At 47.2% G+C, this 20,264-nt stretch carries 13 protein-coding genes; 9 read left to right on the top strand and 4 right to left on the bottom strand.

Annotated features, from left to right (window positions below):
- Positions 1–370 precede the first annotated feature (370 nt).
- From hsdR to P9687_RS01520, 3 genes are all read left to right on the top strand, one after another.
- Positions 371–3,583: a type I restriction-modification system endonuclease gene (hsdR, locus tag P9687_RS01510; protein ID WP_035188606.1), complete on the top strand. Its 3,213-nt coding sequence runs from the start codon at positions 371–373 to the stop codon at positions 3,581–3,583.
- Positions 3,584–4,105: 522 nt separating this feature from the next.
- Entirely contained in the window at positions 4,106–5,536 is a 1,431-nt protein-coding gene (locus P9687_RS01515; protein WP_211062233.1) for a class I SAM-dependent DNA methyltransferase, read from the top strand.
- A 17-nt stretch (positions 5,537–5,553) separates the two neighbouring features.
- Positions 5,554–6,924 (top strand): restriction endonuclease subunit S, encoded by a 1,371-nt coding sequence (locus P9687_RS01520; protein ID WP_328228852.1) that lies wholly within the window; start codon positions 5,554–5,556, stop codon positions 6,922–6,924.
- A gap of 158 nt (positions 6,925–7,082) precedes the next feature.
- Here P9687_RS01520 and P9687_RS01525 read toward each other — a convergent pair whose 3' ends face one another.
- The 4 genes from P9687_RS01525 to P9687_RS01540 are packed head-to-tail and all read right to left on the bottom strand — an operon-like array spanning position 7,083 to position 11,230.
- Positions 7,083–7,592, bottom strand: coding sequence for a hypothetical protein (locus tag P9687_RS01525; RefSeq protein ID WP_211062235.1), 510 nt, complete (start codon positions 7,590–7,592; stop codon positions 7,083–7,085).
- 21 nt (positions 7,593–7,613) lie between these two features.
- Positions 7,614–9,257, bottom strand: a complete 1,644-nt coding sequence (locus P9687_RS01530; protein ID WP_328228185.1) for an LXG domain-containing protein — start codon at positions 9,255–9,257, stop codon at positions 7,614–7,616.
- Positions 9,258–9,317: 60 nt separating this feature from the next.
- Positions 9,318–9,887, bottom strand: coding sequence for a DUF5344 family protein (locus P9687_RS01535; protein ID WP_247664008.1), 570 nt, complete (start codon positions 9,885–9,887; stop codon positions 9,318–9,320).
- The gene (locus P9687_RS01540; RefSeq protein WP_211062237.1) at positions 9,884–11,230 is read right to left on the bottom strand and encodes a sigma-54 interaction domain-containing protein; all 1,347 of its coding nucleotides are present in this window, start codon (positions 11,228–11,230) and stop codon (positions 9,884–9,886) included. The genes P9687_RS01535 and P9687_RS01540 overlap by 4 nt, the downstream gene beginning before the upstream one ends.
- Positions 11,231–11,395: 165 nt before the next feature.
- Here P9687_RS01540 and P9687_RS01545 point away from each other — a divergent pair, with 165 nt between their 5' ends.
- From P9687_RS01545 to P9687_RS01570, 6 genes are all read left to right on the top strand, one after another.
- Positions 11,396–12,607: an ornithine--oxo-acid transaminase gene (locus P9687_RS01545; RefSeq protein WP_211062238.1), complete on the top strand. Its 1,212-nt coding sequence runs from the start codon at positions 11,396–11,398 to the stop codon at positions 12,605–12,607.
- A gap of 680 nt (positions 12,608–13,287) precedes the next feature.
- Positions 13,288–14,655, top strand: coding sequence for a sigma-54 interaction domain-containing protein (locus P9687_RS01550; protein ID WP_211062239.1), 1,368 nt, complete (start codon positions 13,288–13,290; stop codon positions 14,653–14,655).
- A gap of 354 nt (positions 14,656–15,009) precedes the next feature.
- Complete coding sequence (locus P9687_RS01555) at positions 15,010–16,560, top strand: class I adenylate-forming enzyme family protein (RefSeq protein ID WP_211062240.1); 1,551 nt, start codon at positions 15,010–15,012, stop codon at positions 16,558–16,560.
- 69 nt (positions 16,561–16,629) lie between these two features.
- Positions 16,630–18,585 (top strand): acetate--CoA ligase, encoded by a 1,956-nt coding sequence (locus tag P9687_RS01560; RefSeq protein ID WP_035188623.1) that lies wholly within the window; start codon positions 16,630–16,632, stop codon positions 18,583–18,585.
- A gap of 253 nt (positions 18,586–18,838) precedes the next feature.
- On the top strand, positions 18,839–19,981 hold the full coding sequence (locus tag P9687_RS01565; RefSeq protein WP_035188626.1) for an acyl-CoA dehydrogenase family protein: 1,143 nt from the start codon (positions 18,839–18,841) through the stop codon (positions 19,979–19,981).
- A gap of 68 nt (positions 19,982–20,049) precedes the next feature.
- Positions 20,050–20,264 (top strand): biotin carboxylase N-terminal domain-containing protein (locus P9687_RS01570; protein WP_328228853.1); only part of this gene is annotated, 215 nt, incomplete at its 3' end.

Genomic DNA, 20,264 nt, shown 5'->3' on the forward strand with positions numbered 1-20,264 from the left:
CGCCGGCATGATTATGTTGCGGGCCGCGAGTGCATTTCCCTTCAGGATGCAAAATCCATTTGCATGCGGCTAAAATAATGTCAAAAAGAGGGTCACACACAGACGTGGCGAACATGAGACCCCGGCGGCCCGATTTCTGCCGGGATGCTAATAAAAATGCCATTGTGTTTGTAAATCAGGGGGCATTTTGTACACCTTAAAGTTGAGCACAGTTGAAAACGTCATCACAGACTCTCTTTTACGCAAAAATAAAGGGGATATATGTTCAGCCACCCAGTATTTTGATTCAACCCAATGACAACGTTTCCCTGTGCGCCCAAAGTATAAATAGTTTGTTGTATAATAAAAGCAAAGTAAAAAGAAAACGGTGATGAAAGTGAAAAGCAACTTTTCATTTTTTAAAGGGAAATGGGATGTGCTTGCAAATTTGGGCGAGACGGCTGAGAGAAATATTTATCAGGATCCCCATACAACGATTATGAAGCTTAGGTTGTTTGCCGAGACGTTGACCAAGTTCGTACTGGCAGCCGAAAATATTAAGGAAGCATACGGGACATCCCAAGTGGATCGTATCAATACGCTGCGCAGAGAAGGTTTGATTGAGCCGGAGCTGGTGGATATTTTTGAAACGCTGCGCCGCAAGGGCAACCAGGCGATGCACGAAGCGCTGAAATTTACAACGGAGGAAGCAAAAGCACTGCTTAGGCTCGCTTTTCGATTGTCCATTTGGTTTATGGAAGTATACGGAGAATGGGATTTTCAAGCGCCGGAATACATAGAGCCGAAAGAGCAGAAGAAAGTCGATACGGAACAGCTTCAACAGGAATACGAAGAGAAGCTGAAAAAGCTTGAAGACGAGCTAGAATCCATTAGAGCAAAAGCTTCTGAAGAGAATGCGGAAGAGAAAACGAAACGGAAAAAGAGAGCCGCAACTTTTATGCGCCGCCACGAACTGACGGAATCGGAAACACGTGCCATTATTGATGAGAAGTTGCGTGCGGCCGGCTGGGAAGCAGATACAACGTTGTTGAATCATTATACACATGGTACAGTGCCTGAAAAGAACCGGAATATGGCCATTGCGGAATGGAAAGTGGGCAGCGGCAGAGCGGACTATGCTTTATTTATCGGTTTAAAATTGGTCGGGCTCATTGAAGCAAAGGCGAAGAAAAGAACGATTCCAAGCGCGCTGGAAAGCCAGACAAAAGCGTATGCAAGGCAAGTGCGCCAAATTGAAAATGAAGAGATTTTGCAAACGCGAAATGAATATAAGGTGCCTTTCCTATACGCAACCAATGGCCGGCCTTTTCTCAGGCAGCTTCAAGAGGAATCGGGCATTTGGTTTTGGGATTCCCGTAAGCCGCTTGAACACGCCCGCCCGCTTGAAGGCTGGCACTCTCCCGATGATTTGCTAATGTTACTGGGCCAGGATGATGAGGATGCCAATCAGCGGCTCGAAGAAGAAAGCATCTCGATATTCGGATTGCGCCCGTATCAGGAAAAGGCGGTGCTGGCTGCCGAAGAAGCGCTGAAAGCCGGACAAAGAAGGATGCTCATCGCCATGGCAACAGGGACCGGGAAAACCCGTACCGCGATTGCGCTCATGTACCGGCTCATTAAATCGAAAAAATGCAGACGCATTCTTTTTCTTGTCGACCGCAACTCACTCGGGAAACAAACGGAAGATGCCCTGAAAGATACCAAGATTGAAGGTTATTCATTCTCTGATATTTATGATGTGAAGTCGATCGGGGACATTTCACCGGAAGTGGCAACAAAGGTGCATATTGCAACGGTGCAGGGAATGGTGCGCAGGCTTTTCTACAGCAATGAAGAAAAGATTCCGAGCGTCGGGCAGTACGATTTTATCATTGTAGATGAAGCGCACCGCGGCTATACAAGCGACAGGGAAATGTCCGAAGAAGCGCTTTTGTTCAGGGATCAAAATGATTATGTCAGCCAGTACCGGCGCGTTCTTGACTATTTTGATGCAGCCTGTTTAGGGCTGACTGCGACACCGGCGCTTCACACGACGCAAATTTTTGGCATGCCGATCTTTAAATACTCGTACAGTGAAGCGGTACTGGACGGCTATCTGGTTGACCATGAGCCGCCTTATGTATTCAAAACGGAACTTTCGCAAGCGGGGATCACTTTTGAGAAAGATGAAGAAGTCGAAGTGTATGATGCAGAAAACGGCGAAATTCAATTGGAAAAAATGGAAGATACCCTTCATTTTGAAGTGGAACAGTTTAACAAAAAAGTGATCACCGAATCTTTTAACAGGGCGGTGCTGCATAAACTGGCGGATTATATTGATCCGTCCGGCAAAGAAAAAACCCTGATTTTTGCTGCTACCGACCAGCATGCAGACCTGGTTGTCCGTTTATTGAAAGAGGCATATGCCGAACGCGGCGATGAGATAGAAGATGACGCCATTATGAAAATTACGGGGTATATTTATAAGCCGCTCGATGCCATTAAACGTTTTAAAAACGAAAGGCTGCCGAATGTTGTTGTGACGGTTGACCTGCTCACGACCGGTGTAGATGTGCCGGCCATTACGAATCTCGTCTTTCTGCGCCGCGTTCAATCCCGTATTCTGTATGATCAAATGCTCGGCCGCGCCACCCGCCTTTGCCCTGAGATCGGGAAAAGCCATTTTAATATTTATGATGCTGTTGGGATTTACGATAAACTTCAGCCTTATACAGAAATGAAGCCAGTCGTGAAACAGCAACATGACAGCATTGGCGAGCTGTACGAGTCGCTTGTGAACGCGCAAACGGAAGAAGAAGCCAAATTTTACCGCGATCAGTTGGGCGCAAAAATCCAGCGGCGCAAACAAAGGCTCAGTGAAGAAGCAAAACAGAAATTTGAAGAGCTGTCCAATGGCAAAAATATTGAAGACTGGGCGAAAGAAATTCAATATTACACGCCGCAGGAAGCAAAGCAAAACAGCCTCTTGTTTGAGTACATGGAAAATTACCGGACAGGTGGAGATAAACGCTATATTTCCAATCAGGCAGACCGGGTAACAGCAGTCATCCGGGGCTATGGTGAAGGGAATGAACGACCTGAAGATTACCTGGATGGATTTGTAAAATTTATTAAAGAAAATATCAATGAAATTCCCGCACTCCACCTCGTTTGCACGCGCCCGAAAGATTTAACAAGGCAGGACTTGCGTGAATTAATTACGATACTGGAGACAAAAGGGTTTAAACAATCCCACTTGCAAACGGCCTGGAAACAAACGAAAAATGAAGATATTGCGGCCGATATCATCAGTTTCATTCGCCAGGCTGCATTAGGCGAATCGCTTATTGACCACGAAACCCGGATCAGGCGGGCGATGCAAAAGGTGTACGCCCTGCATGACTGGACGCCACGGCAGAAAAAATGGCTGGAGCGGATTGAAAAGCAGTTGCTGCAAGTTCCCGTGCTGGCGCCAAACCCGGAAGAGGCGTTTGGGGAAGAACCGTTCCGCAGCCAAGGCGGGTATAAGATTTTGAAACGCGAATTTGGTGATGAAATTGATAGGATTGTGGATACGATTAATGACAATCTGTATGTGATATAAATACACCCAGTTCATCCATTTGGATTTTGGCAGTTGGATGAACTGGGTGTAATTATTTTGGAAGACCCGATATTTAAAGCTTGTCGGGAAAAACTTGATAGAAACATGGACTTTTTGAGGTTTGTGCATATATAATTAATTACATGCAATTATTTATATGCTACGGAGGTGATTGTAGTGTTCAATAAACCCCCAATAGAAATTGAATTTGAAACAAGGCAGGAAAAAGTAGCTTTTATCAAATAGGTTTTGTTTTGTTGGAACCAAGTGTGCCATCAGAAGAGCGAAAATGCCTGAGTCAAATTCGGGAAAAACAAAAACAGTACAAATGCTGCAAAACCAATCCGTGCAAATTTTTCAAACCAAAAATGAACGAAAGTAAAGGCAGCCTATATCATATACAGGCAGAACCCAGCTCCTTTGAATGCAAGCTCCCAAAAAGTGACTGGGTTCTTTTCTTTGGAATATAGAAGGGTTTGTTTCATTGCAAGTAACATGTGCAGTAAAAACAGGAGGAGAAAAATGAACAACCAGGAAATCGTACAAAAGCTTTGGAACTTATGTAATGTTTTGCGGGATGACGGGATTACATATCAGCAATATGTGACGGAATTAACGTATCTGCTGTTTTTAAAAATGATGAAAGAACAAGAAAAGGAGTCTGCCATTCCGGAAGGCTATCGCTGGGATGACCTTGTGGCCAAGGAAGGAACGGAGTTAAAAACATTTTATCAGCATTTGCTGCTGCATTTGGGCACAAGCGGCAATGAAATGCTGCGCGATATCTACAGCGATGCAGCGACCAGCATTTCAGAGCCGAAAAACCTTGAAAAAATCATTAAATCGATTGATGCCCTCGACTGGTACAGCGCAAAAGAAGAAGGGCTCGGTAATCTGTATGAAGGACTGCTGGAAAAAAATGCGAATGAAAAGAAATCGGGAGCAGGGCAATATTTTACACCGCGCGTCCTGATTGATGTCATGGTGCAGCTGGTCGACCCGAAAATCGGCGAGCGCTGCGCGGATCCGGCAGCCGGCACTTTTGGCTTTATGATTGCAGCGGACCGTTATGTAAGACAGAAAACGGATGACTATTTTGATCTGGATCCGCAAATGGCGGAATTCCAGAGGAAGGAAGCTTTCTCCGGGATGGAGCTGGTAAAAGACACGCACCGTCTTGCATTAATGAATGCCTTGCTCCACAGCATGGAAGGACGCATTGAGCATGGCGACTCTTTATCCAACAACGGGAAATGGATGAAAAATCTGGATGTCATTTTAACAAATCCGCCTTTTGGCACAAAAAAAGGCGGCGAACGGGTATCGCGTGATGACTTGACGTTTGACACATCGAACAAGCAATTGAATTTCCTGCAGCTGATCTACAATGCCTTAAAAGATGATGGCAAAGCGCGCGCAGCAGTCGTTTTGCCGGATAATGTGCTGTTTGAAAGCGGCGTTGGTGCGCAAATCCGCCGCGACTTAATGAATAAATGCAATCTGCACACGATTTTAAGGCTGCCGACCGGCATTTTCTATGCACCAGGCGTCAAAACAAATGTCCTGTTCTTTACGAGAGGAAAAACCGACCGGGACAACACAAAAGAAGTGTGGGTGTATGACCTCCGCACGAACATGCCGTCATTCGGCAAACGCAACCAGTTGACGATGGCGCATTTCGAAAACTTCATGAAAGCCTACGAAGCCGAAGACCGGTCGAAAGTGGAAGACGAGCGCTGGAATGTATTCACACGGGAAGAAATTGCGAAAAAAGGTGACAGCCTCGACATCGGCCTGATCGCGGATGCGTCATTGTCCTCCTACGAAAACTTGCCAGACCCGGTTGAATCGGCAGAAGAAGCGATCGCAAAACTGCAGCAGGCGATGGACTTACTGGGCGAAGTGGTAGACGAACTGCGCGCTGTGGAAGCGGATGAGGTGGCTGTGAAGTGAGGAAGAAGCAAAAGACCATGGAGGAGTTATTGGAAGAAGCATTGGTGCCGGAAGAAGAGCAGCCGTATGAAGTGCGTAAAAATTATAAATGGGTAAAATTGGGAAGTGTCATTTCTCTTATATCCGGGAGAGATGTAAGTTCAAAGCTTTGTAATAATGATGGTAAAGGTATTCCTTATATTATGGGGGCAAGTAATATTATCGATGGAAAGTTGAACGTTGAGAGGTGGATTGAAACTCCTACTGTTGTTGGATTAAAAGGAGATGTTCTAATTTCAGTCAAAGGCACGGTAGGTAAAACTGTAATTCAAGAGATAGAAAAAGTGCATCTTAGCAGACAAATAATGGCACTAAGATGCACTGGTATTGTCTGTAATAGATATCTGTACTATTACATTAACACTTATGTAAAACAATTAAAGGAGAATTCAAAGGGTATCATTCCCGGAATATCCAGAGAAGATATTTTAAATGCTCCATTCCCTCTGGCATCATTAAAAGAGCAAAAACGGATTGTTGACAAAGTAGAGCGGCTTTTAAGTAAAATCGACGAAGCAAAGCGGTTGATTGAGGAAGCGAAGGAAACGTTTGAACTTCGCCGGGCGGCTATTTTGGATAAGGCATTTCGTGGGGAGTTGACGAGGAAGTGGAGAGAAGCTAATCTAAGTACCACTATCACTAACAATGAACTAAACGAGGAACGCTATATCATTCCCAAAGAATGGAAATGGACAACCATAGGTGAAATAACTACTTTTGTTGGGAGTGGTAGTACCCCTAAAGGTGGCAGTGATATTTATCAAACAGAAGGTATTCCTTTTATAAGAAGTCAAAATGTGCTTAGAAATAAGATGGACATAGAAAATATTGTATATATATCAGAAGAAATTTATTCTAAAATGAAACGCACACAAATGTGTGGAGAAGAAACATTATTAAATATTACTGGGGCGTCTATTGGTCGTGCAGCAAAGCTTAGCATTAATTTAATACCTTGTAATATCAATCAACATGTTTGTGCATTAAGATTTGTGGATAATATAAACAAGGACCTACCACAGTATTGGCTGAACTCCCCATATATTCAAAAAATCATTCGTGAGTGGCAAATTGGGGCAACAAGGCAAGCACTTAACTTCCCTCAGGTTAGAAGTTTACCTTTTCCTCTAATGCCTAAAGAAGAGCAAGATGAACTCGTTAAAATTATTTCAGGATTATTAGGTAAGGAGGATAAGATGAGAATCTTAACAGAACTGGATAAAAGTATTAGCCAGCTAAAAGATTCTATTCTTTCAAAAGCCTTCCGCGGCGAGCTTGGAACGAATGACCCGGACGAAGAAAGTGCAATTGAATTATTAAAAGAAGTGCTGCAAGAGCAAACCAATTAACGAGTTAGAAAGGCAGGGGCTAGTGAGCAACCCCTGCTTTTTTTGAGAATCTCTCCGAATCAACAGATATGTTTGGAGTCATTTTTCTGGTACGTGTATTTGATTCGTTCAGCAAGCCCTTACGCAGATCTATTTTGATTTCTCCATCATGAAGTATTTCAATGGCCAGTTTTAGCCAGCACTTCTTCGATTTCTTGATCATAATTAGCCTTGTCCCTATTCATTTCTATTAACACAGAGTCCTCATCAGTCGCAGGCTCATACCCAATAAAAATTTTGGGAATATCGTAAGTTTGTTGAAGGGAAACAAGATAATTTACTAGTTTTTTTAATCTTAACTTCATATCAGTTTTGTCACCGATTAACAATTCATTTTCGGGAAAGTTTAAAACAATATCACCATATTTTTCATCAAAAGAAAGCAAAATAACCACATTTTTTAATAAGATACCTAACTCCAATTCCGCTAATACAATATTCCCAGTGCCTTTAGGGACTAATGTTTGTTCTATGCTCTTTAACTCACAAAAATCCAAATCCTTCTTAGAAATATTGTCAAAAAAATGCGAAGACACTGGTTTCAGTCTATCTAATTTAAGATCATTGTAAATAAATTTATCAATTTTACTTTTATTAAAACCAAATAAAATAATTTCTAAATTTTCCACTTTTGCTTCCCCTTTTTTAGTTTACTGATCAATAAACCCTTTAAATGTTCCATCCAGATTTAAGCGCACTCCACGACCATCAGGCAGTTTTTTCTCTAAAAACTTAATTCCTCTTGGATTTTTAACTTCCATAAATTCCCCAGGTCCTTCTAGTATTTCTTGAAGATGTTTTAAAGCAGTTTGATTAATTTGATTAGGTCCGCCTTTTATCTCTCCCCATATATCCGGCCTTCTTCCAGAATGTTTTTGTAAAGCATGGCCTGCAACAGTCTCTCCGCCCTTTTTGGGTACAGTTGCTGAACTTATTATTTTTTTGTTATTAACGTTCACAAATTTATCTTGTCTTTTACTATCATTCCAATTTTCCCTAGTTGTTTTCTGTAATCTTGCCCCTAGCTCATCCCAAACATTATAAGGAATTTTTTCGGGGCCGGCTCCGGCTGCCTGAAGTGCTGGCATTCCGGCGGTATTCACCCGCAGTTTCCCGGCTTTTTCCGCGAGTCTTCCTCCTTTTACAGCTGGACCGATTTTGCTAATTCCTTTGTCGCCCAAGAGAGACAGGCCGATTGTGCCGATGCCGTGGGTGAGAAATTCTGTCCGGGTTTCGGCGTTGCCGTGAAAGAAGTCACGTTCGAAAGCCAGTTCAACTGCTTGGCGCATGTATTTTGCCATATCGATGCCTTTGTGGACGGTGCTGTATAAATATGTTTTTGGCGAGGGGGAGGAGAGAAGGTGATCTGCAAATTCTGCCCCCTTGTAACCGATCGTATAAGCGAGCTTTGGCAAGCCTGCAACCGTTTCAATGAGATCTCCAACTACTTCGCTGGCCCCTTTGTAAAAACCATTCCAAATTTCAAGCAGGAGCGGGTCATCCGGCTTTTCTTTCGGGATAGCGGCTTTCGGGATGCTGTCCACCCGTTCATAAAAAACCTGGCTGGACCCAGGCTTCCGGAATGCCATGATAACCGTGCCGTCTTCGTAAAAATGGAACTTGACGGACAAATGGCCGTTAAAATCCTGTCCCTTTACTATGCGGGCAGGCTTTACACCGGCTTTTTCGATCAGTTCGCCCTCAAGGCTGCGGTACGCTTTGGTAACGGTAAACTTGTTCGGGCTGTAGGTGGTGATGTCCACGCTGTTGAACATGGTGTCCATCTGCTGGACAAATTTATTCATTGCGTCCAGGTTATGTTCAAGTTTTTCAAGCGTATTCACGGCTTTATTGTCAAAGTCGTACAGGTCTTCAACGGTTTTGTTTACCCTCTTCCGTGCTTTCACGATTGGATGCAGTTTTTCGTCGATATCAATGGTTTTTATGTCGACCAAATCTGAAACTTTTCGGATGGCCGCATTGGCATCTTCCAAAATTGCGCCAATCGTGTTTTCCAGCTTTTTCAGGGCGGGGGAGAGGCTGCCGGTAAGAAAAGTTTCATCGATATAGCCGTTTGGGTCAGGTTCGAATGCGGACAAGTCTTTCCGGATTTGGTCCAATGCCTCGTTGTAATCCGCTAAAAATGTCTGTAGGTACAAAAGAAACGGCTGGTGGAAATCGCGGAAATAACCGCGTATCGCGTTGCCGGCTTTGCCTTTGAAATCATCTTCCATATTTACAAACGCATCGATGACCTTCTGGATGCCTGCAATTTGGTCGAATTTTGACTGCAAGTTTTTTGCGTGTCCGCTATGACCTGTTCAAAGAACTGCACATCAAGAATTTTCATCATTTCACCTGCTCATTGGGCGGCCTTCGAAGCTTTCTCCGAGCTGTTCATCGTATGCCTTTATCTCCTGCACAGCTTTTTTGGCCGCGGCTTCGTTTTTCAGCGTGACAGATTGGTAGGATGCAAGAATTTGTTCCAGGCGTTGATCTACTTCTGCAATATGATTTAATGCAGACAAATGATATTGCGCACCGGCCTCTTCCAATTTAGAAATTTCAAGGCTCTGTGACTTGGAACGGATGTTTGCAAGCGATATTTCAACTGCATCAAAGTGAATTTTTACTTCCATGCTCATTGCCCCTTTTTCTGTATTTTCAAGCGTTCGGCCAGAATAGCTTTTTTTAATGTCTGCATTGGTGGAAGCTAATTTTTTGATTTTCTCGTCCAGCAGTTGGATGGTAGTGCTGATTTGATTTTCAGTATTTTGATAGCCTTCAAGCACTTGCGGATGCCCTGTAATTGGCAGTGGAAATTCGTTGAATCCCCTGCCTTTTTGTTTTCTTACTCTCTGGCTAGAGGTGATCTCAAAGCCGGCCAAAAAGCCGGCAAGCATAGTTGTAGTGACATGCGTCAAATCCCGAGCCGTTTCATCCGGTACTGGAGACTTTGCCGGCTTAACCCGAGCTGTTCTGCTGCTTTTGATATATTCGACCCGTTTGCCTCAAGCGCTTCTAAAATACAATGCTTCTCGTATTCAAACAGCCGGTCTTTTAAAAGCGGTGATTTTTCCGCCGGCGAATTGAAGTGGCCGGACTGCCGGTACTGCATGGGCAGATGGCGGAGTTCAATCATGTCTTCATCGAGCATGACATTCATCGCTGCCTCAATCATATGCTCCAGCTCGCGTATATTGCCAGGCCAGCGGTACGACCGGAAGAAAGTGAGCACTTCCGGTGTGATCCCCCTGACATTCATTTGAAAAAGGGGATTGTATTTTTGAATAAAATGGCCGGTGAGAAGGGGCAAATCTTCCAGCCGGTCCCGTAACGGCGGGATAAACAGCGTCACGACACCAAGCCGGTAATACAAATCTTTGCGCAGCCGGTGATTTGCAATCGCTTCGTAAGGCGTTTCGTTCATGGTGGCGATCACGCGCACATCCACTGGCTTTTCCTGCGTGCCCCCGATCCGTTTCACTTTTTTCTCTTGCAGCACGCGCAAAAGCTTTGCCTGCAAATGAATGTTCAACGCATTGATTTCGTCGAGCAGAAGCGTGCCGCCGTCCGCCTGTTCGAACAGCCCTGCGCGGTCAACAGCACCTGTAAATGCCCCTTTCTTCGTGCCAAATAAGATACTTTCAATGAGATTGTCGGGAAGCGCAGCGCAGTTTTGCGCGATGAACGGTCCCCGGCTTCTTTCGCTTTCATAATGGATGCTTTGCGCGAACAACTCTTTTCCCGTCCCGGTTTCACCGATAATCAGCACATAGGAGGAAGTGCGGGCGGCGCGCCTTGAAAATTCAATGACTTCGGAAATCGCCTTGCTTTTCCCGATAATATGGTGAAATGTATATCCGGTATGGGGCTCGTGGTTTCGGCGGATGAGGCGCTCAATTTTCGTAATGTCCTCCGCAATTTCAACAGCGCCCGCCAATTTTCCTTTATAATAAAACGGATACGTATGGTTGACGGAAGTAATTTCGCGGCCTTTATTATTAAAGTACGTCTGTTTGACAAGATGGCTTTCTTCTCCGGTTTTGAGCGCCTTTAACAAGGTGCTTTCTTCACTGCTGCGAAAGCGGAAAACATCTTCCAACTTTTTATACAGTACTTCACGGCTGTCCATCCCCTCAATATCCCGCATTTTTTGATTGTAAATCATCGTGCGCCCTTCTTCATCCACTGCATGAATGCCGGCATCGACGAGATTCATCATTGTTTCGTACAACGCGAGGAGTACATCTTTTGTTTCTTCCATGTTGCGTCCACCCCCTTCGATGATAAAAATTTTAAAATATTTTGCGGCTTTATGCAAAAATTTTTTGCATTTTCACTGAAAAAACCGCACGAAGGCCTTTTTTTCATGATGGCATTCTTTTTGCATATGAATGGATAGGGACATTGAAAAGAAGGGAGAAACAAAATGGCACAAGTAAAAGAGCAAGCGAAGCAAGTAATTGAAAAAACGGAACAGTTCGGTGCGCATAATTATGCGCCGCTTCCGGTTGTCATTTCGGAAGCGGAAGGGGTGTGGGTGAAGGATCCGGACGGCCGCCGCTATATGGATATGCTGAGCGCTTATTCGGCACTGAACCAGGGGCACCGCCACCCGAAGATCATTCAGGCATTAAAAGACCAGGCGGACCGTGTGACGCTCACATCACGCGCGTTTTATAACGACAAACTTGGCGAATGGTACGAAAAAGTGTGCCAACTGACGAAAAAGGATATGGTGCTGCCGATGAACACCGGGGCGGAAGCGGTGGAAACGGCGGTCAAAGCTGCACGGCGCTGGGCATATGATGTGAAAGGCGTGCCGGACAATAAAGCGGAAATCATTGCCTGTACCGGAAATTTCCATGGCCGTACGTTGCTTGCGGTGTCGCTCTCATCGGAAGAAGAATATAAACGCGGCTTCGGGCCGATGATTGAGGGCATCAAGCTCATTTCGTACGGGGATGCGGAAGCGCTGCGGGAAGCCATCACTCCGAATACGGCAGCGTTCCTTGTTGAGCCGATCCAGGGGGAAGCTGGCATCAACATTCCGCCGGCCGGGTTTTTAAAAGAAGCAGCGGATATTTGCCGCGCGTCCCGGGTGCTTTTCATGGCAGACGAGGTGCAAACCGGGTTAGGCCGGACCGGCAAGTTGTTTGCGGTTGACTGGGAGGGTGTTACCCCGGATGTGTTCATTCTTGGGAAAGCGCTTGGCGGCGGTGTCATGCCGATTTCCTGTGTAGCTGCAAATAAAGAAATACTGGGTGTATTCAACCCGGGGTCGCACGGCTCAACGTTCGGCGGCAATCCGCTTGCATGCGCGGTATCGATCGCAAGCCTTGAGGTGATTGAAGAAGAAAAACTGGTGGAACGCTCGCTCCGGCTTGGACAGGTGCTCCTGGAGAAACTGCGTGAAATCAAGCACCCGTCGATTAAGGAAATCCGCGGCCGCGGCCTTTTCATCGGCGTGGAGCTCACGGAACCGGCGCGCTCCTATTGCGAAGCATTGAAAGAGGAAGGGCTGCTTTGCAAAGAAACGCATGAAAATGTCATCCGCTTTGCCCCGCCGCTTGTCATAACGGAAGAAGAGCTGGAATGGGCAATTGAACGGATCCGGAAAGTTTTCGAGGAGAAAAAATGATCAGGAGCCTGCTCTGCCAAACGGCGGGGCGGCTTTTTTAATTGGGAAGTATATAAGAGGCGCCCGCACATGCGAACTGTTTTTTGATGGCATGCCAAAAGTCACTATACATTGCCGGCAGGGCCACGCCATACATTCATTTGGGAAATCATATGCCGTTCGAGTGGGGTACTCGAAGGACATTTAAAGGTTTGTCTCCTGGGTAGCAAAAAGTATTTGAAAGCGGCGGTTCGCTTATGATTTGTCTTTCATAACCGTGATGAAGGACATTTCATTGCAAGGGAGCTGTTCATTTGTCCTTCATGACCGTGATGAAGGAGAATTCACTGCAAGGAAGTTGTTCATTTGTCTTTCATCTTCTCAACCATGAAAGAAAATGGCGGAGCTTTTGTGCGCAAATTTCGGCACAACGAATGGTCTCTTAGAAACTATTAAACAGATTTATTTCATACGTGCTGTACTTTAAAATCCATCAAAAAAGAGGGACTCCGCGTAAAATGCCTACATATTAGAAGTACTGCCAAAAAGACAAAATGAAATGCAAAGCTCTGCATGTGGAACGACCTCCCCTGCCGTCCATGCAAAGACGGTTGATTGAAAACGCCAGGAAAGGTACAATGAAATATGTAAACGCTTTCAAAAATCAAGTCCGTAACTTCAGCATGGAAAAGGGGAATGGCATGATCAGTGAAAAATTTCTCAACACCAGGTTGTTGGACATCGTGTTTGAAAAAACATATTCTGGCACATTGATCGTGGACCAAGAAGGATACATCCGTTACATGAGCCGCAATTTTTGCGATTTTTTGAAAGTGGAACGAAACGAAGTGATTGGCGAACACGTGACCCATGCAATTGAAAATACGAGAATGCATCTTGTGGTGAAAACGGGAAAAGCCGAACTTGCCCAGCTGCAGTTTTTAAGAGGCGAATATGTCATTGCAAACCGGATTCCAATTATTGAAGATGGAAAGATTCTTGGGGCTGTAGGGATTATCATTTTCAGGGATCTGTATGATTGGAAAAAGCTGAACACCCATATCCGGCATATGCTGTCGCAAAGCCGGTTTTTACTTGAGAAGCAGCCCCGTGCAGCCGGCGTGAAATATATGCTGGGCGATCTGATCGGCGGCTCAGGGCAAATGGCGCTATTGAAAGAAAAAATCAAAAAGGTGGCGCGCGGGGATATCACCGTTTTGATTACCGGGGAGAGCGGAACCGGAAAGGAACTGGTTGCCCATAGCATTCACAGCTGCAGCGACCGGAGCGGCGGGCCGTTTATCAAAATCAACTGCGGCGCGATTCCCGAACACCTCATGGAATCCGAGCTGTTCGGGTATGAAGAAGGATCGTTCACCGGCGCAAAAAAAGGCGGCAAGCCCGGCAAGTTCCAGGCTGCGGAAGGAGGGACGGTTTTTCTCGATGAGATTGGCGACATGCCGGTGATGATGCAGGTAAAACTATTGCGCGTTCTGCAGGAAAAAGAAATCGAACCGGTCGGCGCGATCCATCCAAAACCGATCGATGTCCGTATCATCGCGGCGACAAACCAGCCGCTTAAAGAACTGGTCGGGCAAAACCGTTTCAGAAAAGATTTGTACTACCGCATCAATGCCGTCCAGCTGGATATTCCCCCGCTCCGCACCAGGGCGGAAGATATCCCGCTCTTGGCCCGGCATTTCTTAAAAAAAGCATCATCCGGCCTCGGCAAAAGGGTCACCGGCTTCAGCCCTGAGGCTCTTTCTGCACTCGAAAGGTACAATTGGCCGGGAAACATCCGCGAACTGGAAAATGCCGTTCATGCAGCGGTCTACATGGCCTCTTCGGACAGGATCGGGTTAGAGGACCTGCCTGACGGAATCCGCGAACATGCAAACAGAAAAAAAGAATACAGTTTGAAAGAAAGGATGGAGGCAGCAGAGAAACAGATCATTGAGGAAGCGCTGCGGGCTGCCTGTTTTGATAAAAAACAGGCGGCTAAAGCCCTCGGGATTGGCCACTCCACGCTTTACGACAAAATGAAAAAGCTTCGTATTGAGGTAAAATGAACGCAGTTTTTCACGTCAAACGATCAGGATAGATATTGCTTCTATGTAAGTTTTGACATCAAGCCCAAACATCCACTTGCATGAGCACTATTTTTTGCGCCAGACAATATTTTTTTAGTCATGTTTCGTCCAGCTGATATAGATCCGGAAATCCGGATTGGCCTTCTGAAATTCCGAATCTGTTTTTCTGCCATAAAGCCGCTGTTTGCATCATAAATTGGTAAAGGAACGTTTCGGAAATCGGGAAACCCGGCCGCCTTTTCCAACACGTACATGTTGTTTTCCGCTTCTTTTCAAGCTGGCATGGTTCTTGCTTTTTACAGGGCATCAACGTGTTGGAAAGGGGGAAGATGGTTGCACGTAGGCTGGATGATCAAGAACATTGCAGAAGATCCGGATCCAGCTGTTTCCGGAAAAACTGCGGTGCAGGAAGAAACCGGAAGAGCATGGACTTTCAAGGAATTGCACGCGATTTCCAATGCTTATGCAAACAGGCTTGCCCGGCTTGGCGTCCGGAAAGGGGACCGGGTCGGTATTTTGCTCTACAACTGCCTTGAGTATTTCGGCCTTTATTTTGCGGCGGCGAAAATCGGGGCAATTGCAGTCCGCTTGAATTTCCGCTTGTCAAGCCCCGAACTGGTCTATTGCTTAAACGACTCCGGCACAAAAATATTATGTTTTCACGCAGGTATGACCGGGCGGATTGAGCCGATTCAGCACGAGGTGCCGGTTGAACAATTGATCTGCCTTCAGGATGGAGCATCAGCCGTTCCGGGATGGGCGCAGCCGTTTTCCGTGCTCGGGGAAGGGGAGCAGGAAGACCCCTTGGTGCCGTCCATCCACTTAAATGACCCGGTGATGCTGATGTATACGTCCGGGACGACGGGAAGGCCAAAAGGTGCAATTTGGACGCATAATACGGCATTCTGGTTTTCAGCCATTCAAGCTTTGAAATGGGGGTTTTCAGCCCGGGAAACGGCCATGACAACAGGGCCGCTCTACCATGTCGGCGCAATGGAAGACATTGCTTTGCCGGTTCTCATGCGGGGCGGAACCGTCATCATTACAAAAAGCAAAAACTTCGAGATCCGGAGAGTCCTGTCCGTCATGGAAAAGGAAAGGGTAACATGCTGTTTTTTATTCCCATTTATGATCTATGAAATGCTGCATTTGCCGGATTTGGCGAAGTACCGGCTGGAAGCGCTGAAGACGATTTACACCGGCGGAGATCCGCTCATGCCGTGGGCTTTGGAGAGCATCCGGGCGCATTTTCCGCACATTGGCGTCGTCCAGGTGTACGGTTTGACAGAAGGGCAGCCGATTGCCGCTTCACTCGACCCGCAGGATGCCGCAAGAAAAGGCAGTACAGTCGGAAAACCGATGCCTTTGACTGCGATTCAAATTGCAGATGATGCCGGGAACCCGCTTCCTGCAGGAGAAGTAGGGGAAATTCTCATTAAGAGCCCTGCTGTTTCAGAAGGATATTGGAAAAAACCGGAAGCGACAATGGAGACGTTTGCGGATGGCTGGTGCAAAACAGGGGATCTCGGCTTTTTTGATCCGGAAGGGTTTTTGACCGTTGCCGGCAGGAAGAAAGATATGATCCGGAGCGGCGGGGAAAACATTTATCCTGCCGAAATAGAAGATGTGCTTTACCGCCACGAAGCGGTGAAAGAAGTCTCTGTGATCGGCATCCCTGATCCGAAGTACATTGAAGCGGTTTGCGCCATTATTGTAAAAAAAGATGGCGCGCGGCTGACAGAAAAAGAAGTGGCCGAATTTTGCAAACGCCATCTTGCAAGCTATAAAAAACCGCGCAAGGTCATTTTCGTGAAAGAAATTCCGCGCACGCCTTCCGGAAAAGTGCAGAAATTCAAACTCCGCGAACAGTTTGGCGCGGGATAAAGATATAAAAAAGATTTTTAAAAAAATTAAATTCATTTTTCCGACCGATCACCGGAAAGGAGCATGTCCATGGAACAAAGCGGCATTGCCAAAAGCAAACTCGTTTATCCAAGTGATGATAAAATCCGTTCAACCGAAATCGGTTCAAGTGAAGCATTCGAGGAACTGCTGCGCCTGTCGCAAACGGATCCGGCAGTATTTTGGGGGCGCGTTGCCAATAAGCTCACCTGGTATGAACCGTGGAAGGAAACAATGGCAGGCAGCCTCCCCGGGTTCCGCTTTTTTGAAGGCGGGGTGAGCAACCCGTGTGTGAACCTGCTTGACCGCCATGTCGAAAACGGCGCCGGCAATCGGACGGCGCTCATATGGGAAGGGGAAAACGGCGATTCGAAGTTTTTCACTTATCATATGCTGCTTGCAGAAGTAAACCGGTTCAGCAATGTGCTGCGCGGGTTCGGCGTAAAAAAAGGCGACTGCGTGGCGATTTTCCTGCCAAACTTAGCGGAAGCGGCAATCGCCGTGCTTGCGTGCTTCCGGATTGGCGCGATTTACAATACCATTTTTTCCGGATACTCGGAAAAATCGCTGAAAGACCGGCTTGTGAATTTTGAACCGAAAGTCATCGTGACGGCCGATGCAACCGAACGGAGAGGGAAAAAGATTTTTCTCAAGGAAAAAGTCGACCGGGTTGTGCCGGACATTCCGTCTGTCAAAGCGGTCGTCGTGGTGGACCGGCTCAGGACGGATGTTAATATGCAGGCGGGACGCGACTATTGGTGGCATGAAGAAACAAGGAAGGCAAGCATCCATTGTGAGCCGGAGCGGCTGGAAGCAAATGAGTACGGCATTGTGTTCTACACAAGCGGCACGACCGGGAAACCAAAAGGTGTAGTCCATTCCGGCATGGCGTTTGTTGTGCAAAATTACATTTACGCCAAGTACCATATGGACCATCGCGATGACGATGTGCTCTGGTGCTCGGCGGATATCGGCTGGCTTACGATGCATATTTGGGGCATTGCCGGCGCGCTTTCAAACGGTGTCACAACCGTCTTTTACGAAGGGGCGATTGATTATCCGGAAAAAGACCGGTTTTACCGGATCATTGAAAAGTACCGGGTGAACAAATTGTTTACAGCTCCGACCGCACTGAGGATGTTGAAAAGCATGGGGGAGCATCCGCTTGAAAAATATGATTTGTCGTGCCTGGATGTCGTCTCCCTTGTCGGCGAGCCGTTTGATGCGGAAACATGGCAGTGGACATATGAAGTGCTCGGGAGAAAAAAGATTTGCGTGAATAACACATGGGGGCAGACGGAAACAGCCGGATCGCCGCTTGCCGGTGCCGCCTGGCTGACCCCGATGAAACCGGGTTCTGCGGGCAGGCCGTTTTTAGGCGCTGTAATCGATGTCGTCGATCAGGAAGGAAATCCGGTGCCGCGGGGGACGCTCGGAAACCTTGTCATTCAAAAGCCGTTTCCGATGCTGTGCCGCACGCTTTGGAAAGAGCCGGAACGTTATCTCGGCTCGTATTTCAGCCAGGTGGACGGCTGCTACTATGCAAGCGACCTGGCGATGATTGATGAGGACGGCTACGTATGGGTCACCGGCCGTTCGGATGATGCGTTCAATGTTGCAGGGCACAGGCTGAGCACGATGGAAATGGAAAGTGCGGTGCTCGAAACCCCGGGTGTATCTGAAACCGCTGTCATTGGCGTGCCGGATGAAATCAAGGGCGAGGTGCCGGTCTGCTTTGTGCGTTTGAGCGACGGGACGGAGGAAAGTGAAGAACTGAAAGAAGCGATCAAGGCCCGGATTGTCGATCAAATCGGGAAAATTGCCGTGCCGAAAGCGATTTTGTTTACGGACACGTTGCCCAAAACAGTGAGCGGGAAAATCATGCGCCGCTTGTTAAAGGAAATTGTCGTAAACGGTGCGGCTACAGGGGATATGACCGGCCTCGAGGATCCCGCAACCATTGCGCGCATTGAACAGCTGGTGGCCAGCCGCAGGGCGGAAAGATAAACAATGCTTAAAAAGGAAGGTTTGCCCTCCACATTTTTGACAGGAAACCGGCCGGGCCGCCAGTAAAAAGAAGGGCGTTACTGTTTGCCCGCCGGTCCCTTGCAGCGTTTTACAGGGAATCGGAAGCGAACTGGAAAAAGGAGTATGCGGCGGTTGATTTTTTCGCAATCCCGGCGGCTGCACCTGAAAAGTCAGCAAGAATGCAAAAAAACCGGCGCACCGGATTATCCTGCGCCGCAAAAGGAGGAAGCCTATGGATTTCGAATTGTCTAAAGAACAGATTATGCTGCAGGAGATGGTTCGGGACTTTGCTGAGAAGGAGATCGAACCGTATGCAAGAGAAGTAGACGAAACCGGGAAAATGCGGATGGAGACGTTTCAAAAGCTCGGCAATCTCGGCCTTTTAGGCATCCCTTTTCCGGAAAAATACGGCGGAGCAGGCGGGGATACCATCTCTTATTGCATCGCGGTCGAAGAAATCGGCAAGGCATGCGGGGGAACAGGGCTCAGCTATGCCGCAAATACAAGCCTCGGCGCAAGCCCGATCTACTATTTCGGCACCGAAGAACAGAAGCAGAAGTGGCTCGTTCCGATGGCAAAAGGCGAAGCGCTCGGCGCATTCGGGCTTACGGAACCAAACGCCGGATCCGATGCCGGCGGAACAAGGACAAAAGCGGTGCTTGACGGCGATGAATGGGTGATAAGCGGCGAGAAATGCTGGATTACAAACGCCGAATACGCCCGCCAGGTGATCGTGACAGCTGTAACCGGCAAAAGGGAAAACGGTCGTAACATCATTTCCGCCATCATCGTGCCGGCCGATGCACCGGGCGTGGCGATTACAAGCCCGTATGAAAAAATGGGCGTCCGCGGATCCAACACGTGCCAGATCGTGCTCGAAAACGTCCGTGTCCCGCGTGAAAACCTGCTTGGCGACGAAAACAAAGGATTTAGCCAGTTTTTGTATACGCTGGACGGTGGGCGCATCTCCATTGCCGCATTATCGGTCGGGATTGCCCAAGCTGCATTCGAAAAAGCACTTCGATATGCGAAAGAACGGATGCAGTTCGGCCAAGCGATTTCAAAATTCCAGGCGATCCAGTTCAAACTTGCCGATATGGCGATGGAAATCGATCTTGCCCGAAATGCCGTGTACAAAGCGGCATGGCTGAAAGATCAAGGAAAACCGTTCAGCAAAGAAGCCGCTTATGCAAAACTGTTTGCGTCGGAGATGGGATTCCGCGTCTGCAACCAGGCGATCCAGATCCACGGCGGGTCCGGTTATATGCGCGAGTACGACGTGGAGCGTCATCTTCGCGACATCAAACTGATGGAAATCGGCGAAGGCACATCCGAAATCCAGCGGCTTGTTATTGCCAGAAAGCTTGGCTGCTAGGATAGAAGAGAAGATTGGAAGACTTGCGTCGCACAAGTTTGCATTCGAATGGAAAGGAGCGTTGCCATTTGTTCAAAAAAATTCTGATTGCCAACAGGGGAGAGATTGCGCGGCGGGTAATCCGTACGTGTAAAAAGCTCGGTATTAAGTCCGTAGCGGTGTATTCCGAGGCGGATGCGGGGGCCCTTTTTGTCCGCGAGGCGGATGAAGCATATTGCATCGGCAAACCGCCTGTCAATCAAAGCTATTTAAATGCCGATGCGATCATCCGGGCGGCCAAAGA

The organism is Weizmannia sp. CD-2023, from assembly GCF_036225245.1.
In the GTDB taxonomy this organism is placed as follows: domain Bacteria; phylum Bacillota; class Bacilli; order Bacillales; family Bacillaceae_C; genus Weizmannia; species Weizmannia faecalis.